This window comes from Streptomyces sp. HUAS YS2 (genome assembly GCF_033343995.1).
GTDB lineage: Bacteria > Actinomycetota > Actinomycetes > Streptomycetales > Streptomycetaceae > Streptomyces > Streptomyces solicathayae.
On record NZ_CP137573.1, the window covers coordinates 4,067,246 to 4,084,416 of the forward strand.

At 71.0% G+C, this 17,171-nt stretch carries 11 protein-coding genes and 1 pseudogene; 7 read left to right on the forward strand and 5 right to left on the reverse strand.

All coding sequences use genetic code 11. The features are described 5' to 3' along the window. Nucleotides 1-151: 151 nt before the first annotated feature. Nucleotides 152-1,513, forward strand: coding sequence for a replication initiator (locus tag R2D22_RS18680; RefSeq protein ID WP_318109859.1), 1,362 nt, complete (start codon nucleotides 152-154; stop codon nucleotides 1,511-1,513). Nucleotides 1,514-1,651: 138 nt separating this feature from the next. Here R2D22_RS18680 and R2D22_RS18685 read toward each other — a convergent pair whose 3' ends face one another. Next, the gene (locus R2D22_RS18685) at nucleotides 1,652-3,217 is read right to left on the reverse strand and encodes a recombinase family protein (protein ID WP_318105032.1); all 1,566 of its coding nucleotides are present in this window, start codon (nucleotides 3,215-3,217) and stop codon (nucleotides 1,652-1,654) included. Nucleotides 3,218-3,284: 67 nt separating this feature from the next. On the opposite strand from R2D22_RS18685, the pseudogene R2D22_RS18690 reads away from it, so the two are divergent. Then, nucleotides 3,285-3,428 (forward strand): annotated as a pseudogene (locus tag R2D22_RS18690) (thiamine biosynthesis protein ThiC); the annotation flags it as partial. Between the two features lie 104 nt (nucleotides 3,429-3,532). Here the strand turns inward: R2D22_RS18690 and R2D22_RS18695 are convergent. From R2D22_RS18695 to R2D22_RS18705, 3 genes are all read right to left on the reverse strand, one after another. Then, a complete protein-coding gene (locus R2D22_RS18695; RefSeq protein ID WP_318105036.1) occupies nucleotides 3,533-4,387 on the reverse strand; it encodes an ABC transporter permease in 855 nt (284 codons plus the stop codon). A 149-nt stretch (nucleotides 4,388-4,536) separates the two neighbouring features. Further along, entirely contained in the window at nucleotides 4,537-5,694 is a 1,158-nt protein-coding gene (locus R2D22_RS18700) for a metallophosphoesterase (protein WP_411977148.1), read from the reverse strand. A 159-nt stretch (nucleotides 5,695-5,853) separates the two neighbouring features. Further along, complete coding sequence (locus tag R2D22_RS18705; protein ID WP_318105040.1) at nucleotides 5,854-6,960, reverse strand: LacI family DNA-binding transcriptional regulator; 1,107 nt, start codon at nucleotides 6,958-6,960, stop codon at nucleotides 5,854-5,856. Between the two features lie 352 nt (nucleotides 6,961-7,312). On the opposite strand from R2D22_RS18705, the gene hisC reads away from it, so the two are divergent. After that, entirely contained in the window at nucleotides 7,313-8,413 is a 1,101-nt protein-coding gene (gene hisC / locus R2D22_RS18710; protein ID WP_318105042.1) for a histidinol-phosphate transaminase, read from the forward strand. Nucleotides 8,414-8,426: 13 nt separating this feature from the next. On the opposite strand, the gene R2D22_RS18715 is transcribed toward hisC, so the two are convergent. Next, nucleotides 8,427-8,807, reverse strand: a complete 381-nt coding sequence (locus R2D22_RS18715) for a cyclophilin-like fold protein (protein WP_318105043.1) — start codon at nucleotides 8,805-8,807, stop codon at nucleotides 8,427-8,429. 205 nt (nucleotides 8,808-9,012) lie between these two features. Here R2D22_RS18715 and R2D22_RS18720 point away from each other — a divergent pair, with 205 nt between their 5' ends. From R2D22_RS18720 to R2D22_RS18735, 4 genes are all read left to right on the forward strand, one after another. Beyond that, nucleotides 9,013-10,521 (forward strand): cytochrome ubiquinol oxidase subunit I, encoded by a 1,509-nt coding sequence (locus R2D22_RS18720; protein ID WP_318105044.1) that lies wholly within the window; start codon nucleotides 9,013-9,015, stop codon nucleotides 10,519-10,521. 18 nt (nucleotides 10,522-10,539) lie between these two features. Continuing rightward, nucleotides 10,540-11,559 (forward strand): cytochrome d ubiquinol oxidase subunit II, encoded by a 1,020-nt coding sequence (gene cydB, locus R2D22_RS18725; protein ID WP_318105046.1) that lies wholly within the window; start codon nucleotides 10,540-10,542, stop codon nucleotides 11,557-11,559. A 6-nt stretch (nucleotides 11,560-11,565) separates the two neighbouring features. Continuing rightward, complete coding sequence (cydD, locus tag R2D22_RS18730) at nucleotides 11,566-15,303, forward strand: thiol reductant ABC exporter subunit CydD (RefSeq protein WP_318105047.1); 3,738 nt, start codon at nucleotides 11,566-11,568, stop codon at nucleotides 15,301-15,303. A 61-nt stretch (nucleotides 15,304-15,364) separates the two neighbouring features. Then, nucleotides 15,365-17,068 carry a sensor histidine kinase gene (locus R2D22_RS18735; protein WP_318105049.1) on the forward strand — a complete coding sequence of 568 codons (1,704 nt, stop codon included), beginning with the start codon at nucleotides 15,365-15,367 and terminating at the stop codon, nucleotides 17,066-17,068. Nucleotides 17,069-17,171 lie beyond the last annotated feature (103 nt).

A 17,171-nucleotide genomic window follows, 5' to 3' on the forward strand; every position in this document is an offset into this window, starting at 1 on the left:
CACCACCCGAGCAAGGAGCCCGACCCATGACCGACAACGCGCCACCAACCATCCTCCGTGCCGCCTCGGCGGCCCACCCCGGAAGGTCACCACCATCACACCCGAGTTCACCTCGGCTGACAGGCGCGCCGCCCTCGACCGCGCGGCGCGCCTGCGTCAGCTCTCCGAAGCAGACCGCGACGCCATACGACTCGCCCAAGACCCCAACTTCGCCCGATGGCTGGAGCAGATCACCGCCACCGGAGGATGCGCCCACCCGGTCCACCTCTCCGGCTCGACGACCACGCGAGACGCGATCACCGGCGAGATCCTGCACCACTACGACACCCGTGATGAGCCCGCCGAACGCCTCTCCGTCCGCTGCCGCAACAGACGCGCGACCGTCTGCGCACCCTGCTCCCGCCTCCACGCCGGAGACACCTTCCACCTCGTCCGCGCCGGCCTCCTCGGCGGCAAGACCGTCCCCGCGACGGTCCGCGAACGACCGCGTCTCTTCGTCACGCTCACCGCCCCGTCCTTCGGCTTCGTACACCGAGCTGGGGACCGCTGTCGCCCCCGCCGCGACGGCGGCGCATGCGCACACGGTCGTCCCCTCGGCTGCGGCGCCGTCCATGCACCCGCCGACTGCCTCGTCGGCCAACCGCTGTGTGCCGACTGTTACGACTACCCGGCGCATGCCCTCTGGCACGCGCACGCGGGCAAACTCTGGGACCGCTTCGTCATCGGAGTCCGCCGTCACCTCGCCTCGGCGGCCGGCCTGCCGCAGTCCGGCTTCCGGGATCACGCGCGACTGTCCTTCGCCCGGGTCGCTGAGTACCAGAAGCGCGCCGCCGTCCACGTGCACGCGGTCGTACGCCTCGACGGCCCGACCGGACCAGACGACGAACCCCCGGCATGGGGCACCGCGGATCGGATGGCCGACGCGGTACGAGCGTCCGCGCAGCGGGTCGTGGTCCGCACTCCCTTCAGTCCCGCCGTCGGAGAGCTCGCCCTGCACTGGGGCACTCAGGTCGACGCCCATCCCCTGTGCTCCGGTGGTGGCGGCCCCGATGACCAAGCGGTCGCTGCGTACGTCGCGAAGTACGTCACCAAGGGCGCAAGCGAGACCGGCGCCGGCACCGACCACCGGCTCACCACCCGGGACGACATCGACGCGGCGCCGCTGACCGACCACGTACGCACGCTCATGCGGACCTGCTGGCGACTCGGCGGACTGCCCGAGTACGCACCACTGCGCCTGCGGGCGTGGGCCCACACCCTCGGCTACCGCGGTCACATCCTGACCAAGTCACGTGCCTACTCGACGACGTACGCGACCCTACGCGCCGACCGGGCAGAGCATGTGGGGCACGACCACGTGCCTGGCACGGTCGCAGAGGCGGGCTGGCGGTATGTCGGCTCGGGTCACACTCCGGGGGCGGCCCTCATTGCTTCGGGGATTGCCGAGGACCTGGCTCGGAATCGAGAGCTCGCCCGTGAAGAGTTCCGAGGTGCGGGCGGTGATGCCGTCTGAGCAGCGCCAGCACGAAACCCGCCCGCGTGGAGCGCGAGGAAGAGGCAGTCCGTGTATGGATCGAGCGGCAGTTGCGCGAGTCTCCCCCGCTCTCCTCTGATCAACTGCGGAGCCTGGGGGAGATCCTCGGTCTCCGGCTCACTCGGAAGTCCGCCATACGGGCTTGAGTAGATCCGGATCGAAGGTCTTGTTTCCCTTGCCGCCGGGCACGGCGACGATCGCACTCAGCACCTTCTTGATCGCCTCACGCTTCTGCGTAAGCGTCTTCGACTTCCATGACTTCGCGATGTCCTCTTGGGCTGCTTCCGCTTCCGCCTTCAGTGCTTCGTGCTTGGCCTGGTCGATACGCAGATCCTTGATCCGCCGCTCCAGCACGGGAAGGTTGCGGAAGAACGCCTCATCGTCGATGTCCGTGTCCTCATCATCGTGCCAACGACGCTCCAGCTCGTTGCGGCTTCTGATCGCTCGATCCAGCGGTTCGGCCTTGTCCCAGTCCGGTACGTCCTGAGCCCTGCTCGCGGCCTCCTTCTCCAGCTTCGCGATCACTAGCTTCTCGATGATGTCGTCCGTCTTGTCGCCACGCTTGTACGTCTTGTTGCAGCCACCGTCCACGGTCTTCTTGCACATGTAGGCGTGCTGGTACTTGAGCCAGTCGTTCGCCTTGATCCCGATCATCTTGTTGTTGCAGGGTGTGCCGTCCTCCAGCACGTTGCCGCACCGAAGGATCCCGGTGAGCAGGTACTTGTGGACCAACCCGCCGCGCGGCACTCCGGTCCCGCGCCCCCGCTCCCTGATCTTGGCGGTGACGGCGAACCACTCCTTGGGCGTGACGATCGACTCCCACTCACCCACGATCGGCTGGTCGTCGCCGTCGCGGACGAGTTCGCCCTTGATCTCGCGGTATCCGCAGAGGCGCGCGTTCATGAGCACCTGCTTGACCGTCGCGTACTGGAAGGGGTTACCGCGACTGGTGATGAACCCTGCCTCCTTCCACTGCCTCGTGATCTCCGAGATCGAGGCTCCAGCGATCACGTCGTGCGCGGCCGTCCGAATCGCGTCAGCCTCCTTCGGACGGAGGGTGACCTTGTCGTCCTCCCACCCGAAGGGGCGCCATGCGGAAGTTGACTGCCCCCGGATCGCGCGGCTGCGGTGGCTGTTGCGGCTTCGGCGCTGCTTCTTGCGCGTCTCGCTCAGGGACATGGCGACACCCACGAGTCCCTTGATCTCGAACCCCTCGGCATAGAGGTCCTGTACGCCGTTGGAGTCGTGGTAGACGCGGTCTTCCTTCGAGGTGAACGCCTTGAGGTATCGCTCCCAGTCGCTGGGCCGGCGGTAGAGACGGTCATCGTTGACCGCCATCACGCCGTGGATCGGGTAGCCCTCGGGGGTAGCTCCGGCAGTGAGATCCGCGAGCAGCTGCTCGAAGTCGTCACGGACCACGCTTTCCTTGCTGGCGCTCTTGTCGTTGTCCGTGTAGCGGTAGACGACCAGCCACCCGAGTCGACGGGCATGGTCGGTCATGTCACGGTGCTGGTCCTCGATGCCGTGTGCGTCCTTCACTCGGCCGTCGAACGAGATACGTGCGTAGCAGACGACGCACTTCAGATGCGGATTGGCGGCCAGCATGGCCCGGACCTCTTCGACCGACGGCAAGGCTTCGGGCACTCCCCGCAACTTGCTGATGGTCTCCTCGCGCTTGCCCACTGTGGCCCCCTCGGTCCGCGGAACGGGCTTGCTGGGACGACCGTAGCGTATGGGGGGTCTACTAATGTTCTACTCGATGAAGATCTCGCAGGACATCCGCCGCGAGCACGGCGGCGACCTGTCGGTCGACGAGGTCGAGGCGGGCATGGCGGAGAAGTCCGCCGAGTTCGCCGCGTCCGGCAACCGGGTCTACCTGCCGCTGGCGGAGTAGTTCGGACCGGACTTCGGGCACACGGGCGGGCGGCGGCACCTCGGGGGAGCCGCCGGTCGCCCGCGGGTCACGGCCGCCGGGCGGTCACTGCGCCGTACGGCCGGTCACTGGCCGGGTTCCGGGTCCGACTCGGTCGACGTGCTGAAGTCCGGGGGCGTGAAGTCGGGGCTGGTGAACTCCGGGCTGGTGAAGGCCGGCCGGATCTCCGTCGCGCCCTCGCTCGGGCTGGAGAAGTCCGGGCCGCTGTAGCCCACCTTCGGGTACCGGCTGCGCTGGTGCGGGGGGCCGGACGAGGACGGGCCCGCGCTCGGGTCGGCCAGGGCGTCCCGCAGGAACGGTACGATCCCGCGCTCCCGGAGGGCGTGCCGCCACGCCTCCCTGGCCCGTGACACCTCGTCGGGCAGTTCGCCGCCGGGATCCTGCGCGGGCACCTCGGTGGAGCTGTTGCGCAGGGCGGTCACGAGCAGTCCGATCGCCGCGCAGAACAGCCCGGCCGCCGTGACGGCAGCGAAGAACCAGCCAGCGGTGATCAGCGCGCCGGCGAACTCCGGTGCCGCGCCGACCGCCTTCAGCACCGAGCCGGACAGCAGGAAGATCAGCGCCGCGAGCCCGGCCAGCACCGGCGCAAGGACGGTGACCACCGCGGCGAAGCCCGCGCCCGGCCCGTCCTGGTCCTCGTCGCCGCCCCGGGACAGGACGGCGTCCATGACGCTCGGCCGGGACGGCGGTGAGCGGAAGTCCTCACGGACCTTCACGAAGTGGTCGTACTCGGCCGTCGCCGCGGCGGCTATGAGGGCCGTCGCGTTCAGCGCCATCGTGCGGAGCTGCTCGGTGTTGAGCCTCTTCCCGATCTCGGCGAGATCCGGGCGTTCGTGCGCGGTGCGCAGTGCGTCGTCGAGGATCCGCTCGAACTCGGCGCGGTCCTCGGTCAGCAGGTGCGGAGCCACATTCATGTGCATCCCCCGATGCTCCGTGACGCCGGACCGTCCGCGGAGAGAACGGGCGGTCGGGGGAACGGAGGAGAGCCTGCTACGGATAAGCCGATCGTAGAGCCGGGACGGCACGCGGTGACAGAGGGTTTCCGTAAATCGCCTTCCCGGCCCCGCGTTCAGTCATGCAGCGGGAGCCGGACCACCAGCAGCTTTCCGGCCATGGTCACGCCGCCGTCCATCGCGATCGCGAGCCCGTCCGCGTACACGTGCGGCCCGTCGACGACCGGTCCGGAGCCGCCCTCGCCGTCGCCGTCCTCGCCGCCGACCTGGCCGAGCAGGTACGGGATGGGGCTGTGCCCGTGGACGACGCGGTTGCCGCCGTACGTGCCGAGCAGCTCGCGGACGGCCTGCGGGCCGGCCTCGTCGCGGAAGGCGAAGCGCTTGGTGAACTTGCGGAACAGGTCCCAGCACTCGTCCGCGTCGTTGCGGTTGATGATCTCGTGGACGGTGTCGTTGACGTCCTCGATGGTGGTGCCGTACTCGAGGTACGCGGTGGTGTCGGAGTGCATCAGCAGATGCCCGTCCTCCTCCACCACGGCGTCGAGCCGGGACATCCACTGCAGGTGGACGTCCTGGAGGCGGTCCATGTCGTACTTCTGGCCGCCGTTGAGCAGCCAGGCCGCCTGGAAGGTGGCGGTGCCGGCGCCTGAGTTGACGGGGGTGTCGGCGAAGCGCTTGGCGCCGATGAGCAGGAGCTCGTGGTTGCCCATGAGGGCCTTGCAGTAGCCGCCGGCCGCGGCGGCCTCGGCGGACAGCCGCATGACGAGGTCGATGACGCCGATGCCGTCGGGGCCGCGGTCGGTGAAGTCGCCGAGGAACCACAGGCGGGCGTTGCCGGCCGCCCAGCGACCGTCGGCGTCGATCAGGCCCTGCTCGCGCAGTGCGGCGAGGAGTTCGTCGAGGTAGCCGTGCACGTCGCCGACGACGTACAGCGGGCCGGGCCCGTCCGGCCGCGGGGCGGGCGCGGGGGCCGGCACGGCGGCCGGGTCGACGCGGACCTGGACGGTGTCCCCCCGGCGGTTGATCACCGGGAGGTCGCGCTCGGTCGGCGTGTACCCGTCCGGAAGCTCGTCGTCCGGGATGGCGTTGCCGGGGTGGACGTTTCCGGGATGGACGCTCTCCGGAGGGACGTCCCCCGGACGGACGTTCCCCGGGTGGTCGGAGTGGCCCTGCACGGGCACCCGGGCGTACGGCGGCACACGGAAGTCACGCAATGTGGCCGTCCGTACCACGGGTTCCTGACCGGCCCCCTGAGTCATCGACCCCTCCACCACCGTCGCGACGCCCTGCACATCGCGGACCGACCTGGTCGGGGAGGTCCGCGGTGTCGTGCGCCCATCATAGGAATGAGGCTCCCTCTGTGTGACGCACCAGGGGTGGTGAATCCGGGTCCACCCCTGGTTCACCGGTTGTTTCGCCCCAATTGAGAAGGTCTAGTCCTGCGCGGGCGACCGAGGCGGGCTGACCGTCGTCCGGGGCGAGCGTCGCTGGGACGACGTACGGACGATGAGTTCGGTCGGTATCACCTGCTCGACGGGTCCGTCGGTGTCGATCCCTTCGATGGCGTCGATGAGGAGTTGGACGACGGCGGTGCCGATGCGGCGGGGTTTGAGGGAGAGGGTGGTGATGGGGGGTTCGGTGGTGGCGTAGACGGTGGATTCGCTGCAGCAGACGAGGAGGAGGTCGTCGGGGACGCGGAGTCCGTAGCGTCGGGCGGCGGCGAGGAGGTCGGTGCCGTTGGGGTCGAAGAGTCCGTAGACGGCGTCGGGTCGGTCGGGTCGGGCGAGGAGTCGGTCGGCGGCGACGGCTCCGGCGCAGGGGTCGTGGGCGGGGTAGGCCTCGTAGACGGGGTCCTGTCCGACGCGTCGGCACCAGTGGAGGTAGGCCTGGGTGGAGAGTCGGGTGTAGGTGTCGGTGGTGGTGCCGGTGAGGAGGCCGATGCGGCGGGCGCCGGCGTCGGCGAGGTGGTCGAGGAGGTCGAGGACGGCGGCTTCGTGGTCGTTGTCGACCCAGGCGGTGACGGGGAGGGTGCCGGCGGGGCGTCCGTCGGAGACGACGGGGAGGCCTTGTCGGACGAGTTCGGTGACGACGGGGTCGTGGTCGGAGGGGTCGATGACGACGGTGCCGTCGAGGGCGACGTTGGACCAGACGTCGTGTCGGCTGGTGGCGGGGAGGATGACCAGGGCGTATCCGCGGGCGAGTGCGGCGGATGTGGCGGCTCTGGCCATTTCGGCGAAGTAGGCGAATTCGGTGAAGGTGAAAGGTTCATCCCCGTAGGTGGTGACGGTCAGGCCGATGAGGCCGGACTTTCCGGTACGGAGGGTGCGGGCCGCCGCTGATGGGCGGTAGCCCAGTCGGTCGGCGACTTCGCGGACGTGGCGGCGGGTGGCGTCCGGGAGCCGGCCCTTGCCGTTGAGCGCGTCGGAGACAGTCGTGATGGAGACCCCGGCGGCGGCGGCCACGTCCCGGATACCCGCCCGGCCCTGCCGGCTTCCCCGGGTCTGTGCCCGGCTCACCTGGTGCTTCCCTGCTGCTGTCATGGCGAGCCGATAGTAGGGCGAAGGGGGCCGGTTGGGCCGGTCGCATATGCACGCGTTGACAGGCACGTTTCTGCATGGTCGACGGGAGGTAACGCCCTTGGAAATCAAGGCTGTTCAGGGCTTCTCCATGAGAGCAGTGGGTTTCATCCGGCATGCGCCTGGCGAGGGTCCGAGGTCTCGAAGAGGTCTCAACTCACCTCTACGGGGGATGCGCGCCACGGCGCTCGCCACCGGCGCGCGCCACCTTGATGCGCGCTCCCCCGGGGGTTCCGGGCGGTCGCCCCTCCTCAGCGGAGGCGAATCCTCATAAGGTGTGGAGTATTGGCGGTACGGACGGTCGAGGAGGACCACAGTGAGCGAGACCAGCCCCAGCGGGACGAACGCGGGCGGGCCCCGGCTGCGCGCCGAGCTGGAGACCATCCCCACCTACAAGCCGGGCAAGCCGGCCGCCGCGGGTGGCCCGGTCGCCTTCAAGCTGTCCTCCAACGAGAACCCGTACCCGCCGCTGCCGGGAGTGATGGAGAGCACGCTGGCCGCCGCCGCGGGCTTCAACCGCTACCCCGACATGGCGTGCACCGGCCTGATGAACGAGCTCGCCGACCGCTTCGGCGTCCCGGTCTCGCACCTGGCCACCGGCACCGGCTCGGTGGGCGTCGCCCAGTCGCTGCTGCAGTCCACCTCGGGCCCGGGCGACGAGGTCATCTACGCCTGGCGGTCCTTCGAGGCGTACCCGATCATCACGCAGATCAGCGGCGCGACCTCGGTGCAGGTGCCGCTGACCGACGGCGAGGTGCACGACCTCGACGCGATGGCCGAGGCGATCACCGACCGGACCCGACTGATCTTCGTCTGCAACCCGAACAACCCCACCGGTACGGCCGTGCGCCGGGCGGAGCTGGAGCGCTTCCTGGACCGGGTGCCCTCGGACGTCCTGGTCGTGCTCGACGAGGCGTACCGGGAGTTCGTGCGGGACACCGACATCCCGGACGGCATCGAGATCTACCGCGACCGGCCGAACGTGGCCGTGCTGCGCACCTTCTCCAAGGCGTACGGCCTGGCCGGCCTGCGGGTCGGCTTCGCGATCGCCCACGAGCCGGTGGCGGCGGCGCTGCGCAAGACGGCGGTTCCGTTCGGGGTCAGCCAGCTCGCGCAGGACGCGGCGGTGGCCTCGCTGCGGGCCGAGGACGAGCTGCTGGGCCGGGTCGGCACGCTGGTGTCGGAGCGCGCGCGGGTCCACGCGGGGCTTGTGGCCCAGGGCTGGACCGTGCCGGACACCCAGGCGAACTTCGTCTGGCTGCGGCTCGGCGAGCGGACCGTGGACTTCGCGGCGGAGTGCGAGCGGCACGGCGTGGTGGTGCGGCCGTTCGCGGGCGAGGGCGTGCGCGTCACCATCGGCGAGGGCGAGGCCAACGACCTGTTCCTGAAGGTGGCGGAGGGTTTCCGCAAGGTCTGAGCGGAGCCGCCGGTCAGCCCGTGACGAGCTCGACGCGGATCGGGTCGCCGTCCCGGACGGACGTGAGGACGCGCGGGTCGTCGTCGAGCTCGCCGAGCAGGTTGCACGGGCTGGCGAGCCTGCACTCCTCGCCCCGAGAGATCGGCGTCGGGCCGTAGGGGAGGGCGAGTGCGTCGCCCTCCGTCCAGAACGCCACCGTGCCCGGCTCGACGACCTGCTGGGCGTCGGACTCGAGCGCGGCGGAGACCGGAGTGTCGAAGTAGACCTCCTCGCCCCAGGTGCGGGCGGTGGAGACGATCGGAAGAGCCCCCACGAGCGCTTTGCTCGTGGGGGTTTCGTCGATGGTGGCCGTGGTGTGGCCGGCGGGCCAGGAGATTCGGATCTGAAGGGTCATGGCCCGGATTCAACAATATGTTGAAGGTCTTGGGAAGGGGTGACCTTCGAGTAGGGGCACCCCGGTCTTACGTACGGATTTCGTATGAGCAATAATGCTTGTGAATGTGAACGCGTTCACAAGCGTGTCCTGCTTCCTCCCTCTTTGGGTGGAACCCGCCAGGCAGACTGCCCGCTGTGACCACGTCGACGTAAGGAGAAACGACGTGAACCTAGCTCTTGCGCCAGAGACTCTGGCGCGTTGGCAGTTCGGCATCACGACCGTCTACCACTTCCTGTTCGTACCCCTGACGATCTCCCTTGCCGCGCTCACCGCCGGCATCCAGACCGCCTGGGTCCGCACGGGCAAGGAGAAGTACCTCAGGGCGACGAAGTTCTGGGGCAAGCTCTTCCTGATCAACATCGCCATGGGCGTCGTCACGGGCATCGTCCAGGAGTTCCAGTTCGGCATGAACTGGTCCGCCTACTCGCGCTTCGTCGGCGACATCTTCGGAGCGCCGCTCGCCTTCGAGGCGCTGATCGCGTTCTTCTTCGAGTCCACCTTCATCGGGCTGTGGATCTTCGGCTGGGACCGGCTGCCGAAGAAGATCCACCTCGCCTGCATCTGGATGGTGTCGATCGGTACCATCCTCTCCGCGTACTTCATCCTCGCCGCGAACTCCTGGATGCAGCACCCCGTCGGGTACCGCATCAACAAGGAGCGCGGCCGGGCCGAGCTCACCGACTTCTGGCACGTGCTCACCCAGAACACCGCGCTCACCCAGTTCTTCCACACCATCACCGCGGCGTTCCTCGTCGGCGGCGCGTTCATGGTGGGTATCTCCGCCTTCCACCTCGCCCGCAAGCGGCATGTGGCGGTGATGCGCAGCTCGCTGCGGATCGGCCTGATCACGCTGATCATCGCCGGGCTCGGCACGGCCATCAGCGGCGACCTGCTCGGCAAGGTCATGTTCAAGCAGCAGCCGATGAAGATGGCCGCCGCCGAGGCGCTCTGGGACGGCGAGGCGCCGGCCCCGTTCTCGGTCTTCGCCTACGGCGACGTCGAGAAGGGCCACAACACGGTGGCCATAGAGATCCCGGGCCTGCTGTCCTTCCTGGCCAACGACGACTTCGACTCGTACGTCCCCGGCATCAACGACGTCAACAAGGCCGAGCAGGAGAAGTACGGGCCCGGCGACTACCGGCCCAACATCCCCGTCGCCTACTGGGGCTTCCGCTGGATGATCGGCTTCGGCATGACGTCGCTGGCGATCGGCATGCTCGGGCTCTGGCTGACCCGGAAGAAGTTCCTGCTGCCGCAGGCACTGCGGACCGGTGACGACGAGGTGCCGAACCTCGTGCTCTTCAAGAACAAGGCGCTCAGCGCGCGGTTCACCAAGTGGTACTGGGTCGTGGCGCTGTGGACCATGCTCTTCCCGCTGATCGCCAACTCCTGGGGCTGGATCTTCACCGAGATGGGACGCCAGCCGTGGGTCGTCTACGGCGTGCTGCGCACCCGGGACGCGGTCTCCCCCGGCGTCTCGCAGGGCGAGGTGCTCACCTCGATGATCGTCTTCACCACGCTCTACGCGATCCTCGCCGTGATCGAGGTCAAGCTGCTGGTGAAGTACGTCAAGGCCGGACCTCCGGAGCTCACCGAGGACGACCTCAACCCGCCCACCACGATCGGCGGCCACGACCGTGACCCCGACCGGCCCATGGCCTTCTCGTACTGAGGCTGAGGAGAACGAGTCATGGAACTCCACGACGTCTGGTTCGTACTGATCGCCGTCCTCTGGATCGGCTACTTCTTCCTGGAGGGATTCGACTTCGGGATCGGCGTCCTCACCAAGCTGCTGGCCCGTGACCGGCCCGAGAAGCGTGTCCTGATCAACACGATCGGCCCGGTCTGGGACGGCAACGAGGTGTGGTTGCTGACGGCCGGCGGAGCGACCTTCGCCGCGTTCCCCGAGTGGTACGCGACGCTGTTCTCCGGCTTCTACCTGCCGCTGCTGATCATCCTGGTCTGCCTCATCGTGCGCGGTGTCGCCTTCGAGTACCGGGCGAAGCGGCCCGAGGAGAACTGGCAGCGCAACTGGGAGCAGGCCATCTTCTGGACCTCGCTCATCCCCGCGTTCCTGTGGGGTGTGGCCTTCGGCAACATCGTGCGCGGGGTGAAGATCGACGCGCGGCACGAGTACGTCGGCGACTTCTGGGACCTGCTCAACCCGTACGCGCTGCTCGGCGGCCTGGTCACGCTCACACTGTTCACCTTCCACGGAGCGGTGTTCGCGGCGCTCAAGACGGTCGGCGACATCCGGGAGCGGGCGCGGGCCCTGGCGACGAAGCTGGGCCTGGTCGCGGCGGTCGCCGCGCTGATCTTCCTGCTGTGGACGCAGGTCGACAAGGGCGACGGCTGGAGCCTGTTCGCGATGCTCGTGGCCGTGGTGGCCCTGGTCGGCGCGATCGGGGCGAACAGCGCCGGGCGCGAGGGGTGGTCGTTCGCACTGTCCGGTGTCACGATCGCCGCGGCGGTTGCGATGCTGTTCCTGACGCTCTTCCCGGACGTCATGCCGTCGACGCTCAATTCCGACTGGAGCCTCACGGTCACCAACGCGTCGTCGAGCCCGTACACGCTGAAGATCATGACGTGGTGTGCGGCCATCGCGGCGCCGCTGGTGATGGCCTACCAGGCCTGGACCTACTGGGTGTTCCGCAAGCGGATCGGCACTCAGCACATCGCGCCGGACCACGCGGCGCACTCGGCTCACTAGCGAGGGATGTTTCACGTGAAACCGATCGACCCGCGCCTGCTCCGCTACGCCCGGGCCACCCGCTTCTTCCTTGCGGCGGTGGTGGCTCTCGGCCTGGTCGGGGCGGCGCTGGTCGTCGCCCAGGCGATGCTGATCGCCGAGGTGGTGGTGGGGGCCTTCCAGAAGGACCTGTCGGTTTCCTCCCTCACGACGCCGCTGCTGCTGCTCGCGGGGGTCGCGGTGGGACGGGGCCTCGTCTCCTGGCTCACGGAACTCGCCGCGTACCGGACCGGCGCGGCGGTGAAGTCCGAACTGCGGGAGCGGCTGCTCGACCGGGCGGCCGCACTCGGACCGGGCTGGCTCAGCGGCCAGCGGGCCGGCTCGCTGGTCGCCCTGGCGACGCGCGGGGTGGACGCGCTCGACGACTACTTCGCGCGCTACCTGCCGCAGCTCGGGCTCGCGGTGGTCGTTCCGGTCGCGGTCCTCGCGCGGATCGTCACCGAGGACTGGGTGTCGGCCGCGATCATCGTGGTCACCCTGCCGCTGATCCCGGTCTTCATGGTGCTGATCGGCTGGGCGACGCAGGCCCGGATGGACCGGCAGTGGAAGCTGCTGTCCCGGCTGTCCGGGCACTTCCTCGACGTGGTGGCCGGCCTGCCGACGCTGAAGGTCTTCGGGCGGGCGAAGGCGCAGGCCGAGTCGATCCGCGCGATCACCTCGGATTACCGGCGGGCGACGCTGAGGACGCTGCGGATCGCCTTCCTCTCGTCGTTCGCGCTGGAGCTGCTGTCCACGCTGTCGGTGGCGCTGGTCGCCGTCACCATCGGCATGCGCCTGGTCCACGGCGACCTCGACCTGTACACGGGGCTGGTCATCCTGGTGCTCGCGCCCGAGGCGTACCTGCCGATCCGGCAGGTCGGCGCGCAGTACCACGCGGCGGCGGAGGGGCTCGCGGCGGCGGAGGAGATCTTCGCGGTCCTGGAGAGCCCGGTCCGGGAGGGTGGCCGCGAGCCGGTCGGCGCCGGTGTGCCGCGGATCGAGCTGACCGATGTCACGGTGCGGCACCAGGGGCGGGCGGAGCCCTCCCTCGACGCGGCCTCGCTGGTGCTGGAGCCGGGCGAGACGGTGGCCCTGGTCGGGCCCAGCGGGGCCGGCAAGTCCACGCTGCTCGACGTCGTGCTCGGCTTCACGACGCCCGAGGCGGACGGCGGTTCGGTACGGATCGGGGGCGTAGACCTCGCGTCGCTGGACCTGGAGGCGTGGCGCGAGCGGATCGCGTGGGTGCCGCAGCGGCCGTACTTCTTCGCCGGGACGATCGCCGAGAACGTCCGCCTGGCCCGCCCCGACGCGGACGACGAGGCCGTACGGGAGGCCCTGCGGGACGCGGGCGCCTGGGAGTTCGTGGCCGGGCTGCCCGACGGCACGGCGACGGACCTCGGCGAGGACGGCGCGGGTCTCTCGGCGGGTCAGCGTCAACGGCTCGCCCTCGCCCGGGCGTTCCTCGCCGACCGCCCGCTGCTGCTCCTGGACGAGCCGACGGCGGCGCTGGACGGCGCGACGGAGGCCTCCGTGGTCGACTCCGTCCGCCGCCTCGCCGCCGGCCGCACCGTCCTCCTGGTGGTGCACCGCCCCGCCCTCCTCGCGGTCGCGGACCGCGTGGTGGAGCTGGCCGGGCCCCCGCGAGCCGGGGCGGCGGCGGAGACGGTGGTGGCCACGGAGACGGCGGCCGTGGCCGCGGCGGACGGCCGGGGCGCGGTACGGGCCGACAGTGATGCCGGCGCGGAGACCGCCTGGACCGGTGTGCTGCCGGTGGGCGAGCGGACGACGGACGCGGCTGCGGACGGCGTGGCCGCGAGTAGCGGCGATTCCGGCCTCGGTGCCGGCCTCGGTGGCGGTGCCGAGCCCGGCGACGACCGTGCGCGGTCCGGTCGGGAGGGCCGGGGCGGTCAGGACGGCCTGCGCGCCGGCGCGGCGACCGGGGGTCCGCCCGTTTCGGCGGACGGCTCCCGACGGGAGCGGTCGCCGCTCGCCCGGGTGCGTCGGATGGGCGGTGAGCTGCGGGGGCGACTCGGGCTCGCGCTGCTGCTCGGGACGCTGGCGCTCGGGTCGGCCGTGGGGCTCATGGCCGTGTCCGGGTGGCTCATCTCGCGGGCGTCCGAACAGCCGCCCGTCCTCTATCTGATGGTCGCCGTCACCGCCACGCGCGCGTTCGGCATCGGGCGGGCCGTCTTCCGGTACGCCGAGCGGCTCGTGTCGCACGACGCCGTGCTGCGGATGCTCGCCGAGCTCCGCGTCTCCGTCTACCGCCGCCTCGAACGGATCGCCCCCGCCGGGCTGCGTCGCACGCGCCGCGGCGACCTGCTGTCGCGGCTCGTCCAGGACGTCGACGCGCTCCAGGACTACTGGCTGCGCTGGCTGCTCCCGGCCGGTGCCGCGGTGCTCGTCGGTGCCGCGTCCGTCGGGTTCACCGCCTGGCTGGTACCGGAGGCCGGGGCGGCGCTCGCCGTGGGCATGCTGGCCGCCGGTGTGGCCGTACCCCTCCTCGGCGGGGCGCTGGCACGCCGCGCCGAGAACCGGCTCGCCCCCGCCCGCGGCGCGCTCGCGACCGCCGTCGCCGACCTGCTCCGCGGCTGCGCCGAGCTGACCGTGGCCGGCGCGCTCCGCGACCGCCTCGGCCGGACCGCGGCCGCCGACCGGGCCCTGACCTCCATCGCCTCCCGGCAGGCCGCCGCGACCGCGCTGAGCGCGGGACTGTCCACGCTCGCCTGCGGCCTGACGGTCGTGGCCGCCGCGGTCGCCGGGGTCCAGGCCGTCCATGACGGCCGGCTCGACGGGGTCACGCTCGCCGCCGTCGTCCTCACCCCGCTGGCCGCGTTCGAGGCGGTGACCGGGCTCCCCCTCGCGGTCCAGTACCGGCAGCGCGTCAAGCGGAGCGCCGAGCGGGTCCACGAGGTCCTCGACGCGCCGGTTCCCGTGCACGAGCCGGAGCGGCCCGCCGCCGCGCCGGACAGCCCGTTCCCGCTGGAACTCGACGGGATCGGTGCGCGGTACGCCGGCCAGGACCGGGACGCGCTCAGCGGCTTCGGTCTCACCCTGGAGGCCGGCCGCCGGGTCGCCGTGGTCGGCGCGTCCGGCTCCGGCAAGACCACGCTCGCCCAGGTGCTGCTGCGCTTCCTGGACGCCGACGCCGGGACGTACCGGCTCGGCGGGGTGGCCGCAGACACCCTCGACGGCGACGACGTGCGCCGCCTCGTCGGCCTGTGCGCCCAGGACGCCCACATCTTCGACAGCTCCCTGCGCGAGAACCTGCGGCTGGCCCGCCCCGGCGCGAGCGACGACGAACTGCGTGCCGCGCTCGACCGGGCGCGGCTGCTCGACTGGATCGAGGGCCTGCCCGAGGGCCTCGACACCCTCGTCGGCGAGCACGGCGCCCGGCTTTCCGGCGGACAGCGCCAGCGCCTCGCGCTGGCCCGTGCGCTGCTCGCCGACTTCCCCGTCCTCGTCCTCGACGAGCCCGCCGAACACCTCGACCTGGCCACGGCGGACGCGCTCACCGACGACCTGCTGCGTGTCACCGAGGGCCGGACGACCGTCCTCATCACGCACCGTCTGCGGGGTCTCGACGCCGTCGACGAGGTCGTGGTCCTGGACGAGGGGCGGACCGTGCAGCGCGGCCCGTACGCCGAACTGGCCGCCACCGAGGGGCCGCTGCGGGCGATGCTGGAGCGCGAGCGGGCGACCGACCTGCTCACCCGCCGCGGCTGACCCCGCAGCCGGTCGCGTCGCCGACTTTTCTCGGCAAATGGGACTTACTACGCTCAAGGGCATGACCGTGCCCGAAGCCCCGGACCCCCTCGAAGCCGCGACGCAGGCGACCCGCAGCCTCCAGGGCCTGTCGACCGAACTGACGGCCCGCGTCCCGCAGCTCCTGGAGGCCATGCGCTCCGTCGGCACCGGTCTGGAGCTGCACTCCACGCTGGACCGCATCTGCGAGACCGCCGCCGAGCTGGCCGACGCCCGCTACGCGGCGATCGGCGTGGTCGACGACGAGGGCGAGGGGCTCTCCGACTTCGTCACGCACGGCGTCCCGGACGAGGCCGCCCGGCGGATCGGGCGCCGCCCCGACGGGCGCGCCGGGCTGCTCGGCGCGCTGATCCGCGAGCCGCAGACGATCCGCCTCGCCGACCTGACCGCCGACCCGCGGGCCGCCGGCTTCCCGCCCGGCCATCCGCCGATGCGGACGTTCCTCGGCGTCCCCATCCGCGTCCAGGGGGAGATCTTCGGCAACCTCTATCTCGCGGAGAAGCGCGGGGGCGAGTTCACCGACTACGACGTGCACATGGTGCGCGTGCTCGCCACCGAGGCCGGCATCGCCATCGGCAACGCCCGGCTGTACGAGGCCGCCCGGCAGCGGGAACGCTGGATCGACGGCTCGGTGGCCGTCACCACCGCGCTGCTCTCCGGCGGGGACGCCGACGACGCGCTCGCCGTTGTCGCCGAACAGGCCCGCCGGCTCGCCGACGCGGCCGCAGGCATCGTGCTGCTGCCCGCCGAGGACGGCGGCCTGGAGATCGTCGCCGTCTCCTCCGACCGGCCCTCCCAGGCCCTCGGGATCGTGATCCCGCCCGAGAGCCCGGTGGTGGAACGGCTGCTGGAGGGCGAGGCGGTCTTCGTCACCGACGCCTCTGCCGATCCGCGCATGCTCAGTCGGGTGGCCGCCGAGTACGGGCCGAGCATGCTGCTGCCGCTGCAGAGCGGCGGGCGGGTGCTCGGCGCGCTGGCGACGCCCCGGAGCCGCGGGGACCGGCAGTTCACCGAGGCCGAGCGCACCCTGGCCACCCAGTTCGCCTCGCAGGCCGCGCTCGCGCTGATGATGGCCGAGGCTCAGCGCGACCGGGAGCGGCTGGCCGTCTACGAGGACCGCGACCGCATCGCCCGCGACCTTCACGACCTCGTCATCCAGCGGCTGTTCGCCACCGGGATGATGCTGGAGAGCGCGCAGCGCAAGTCGGTCGTACCGGCGGTGCGGGACGGCGTCGGGAAGGCGGTCGACGAACTGGACGTCACCATCCAGGAGATCCGCACCGCGATCTTCGCGCTCCAGCAGGGTCCGGCCGAGGCGCCGTCGGGGCTGCGCACCCGGGTGCTGCGGGAGATCAACATGGCGGCGGTGCCGCTCGGCTTCAAGCCCGCCCACCGCTTCCTCGGTGCGGTCGACGCGGCCGTCGGCGAGCTCACCGGCAAGAACCTCGTCGCAGCGCTGCGCGAGGCGCTCTCCAACGCCTTCCGGCACGCGGAGGCGACCCGGATCGAGGTCGTCGTGGACGCCACGGTCACGCTGGACGACGGGAAGCAGGGCGTCCGGCTGTCCGTCGCGGACGACGGCGTGGGCATCCCGGAGGGCGGCCGGCGCAGCGGTCTGCGCAACCTGGCGCGGCGCGCCGAGTCCCTGGGCGGCGCGAGCTGGTGCGGCCCGGGCATCGGCGAGCACGCCGGAGGCACGACGGTGGTGTGGCAGGCGCCGCTGTAGCCCGCCGCGGAGGGATCCGTCCCTCCGTGGCTTCCGGAGCCGCCGATCGGCCCGCCTCCGGGCCGATCGTCTGATGTTCGTAGGCCGACTGGCCCTACGACAC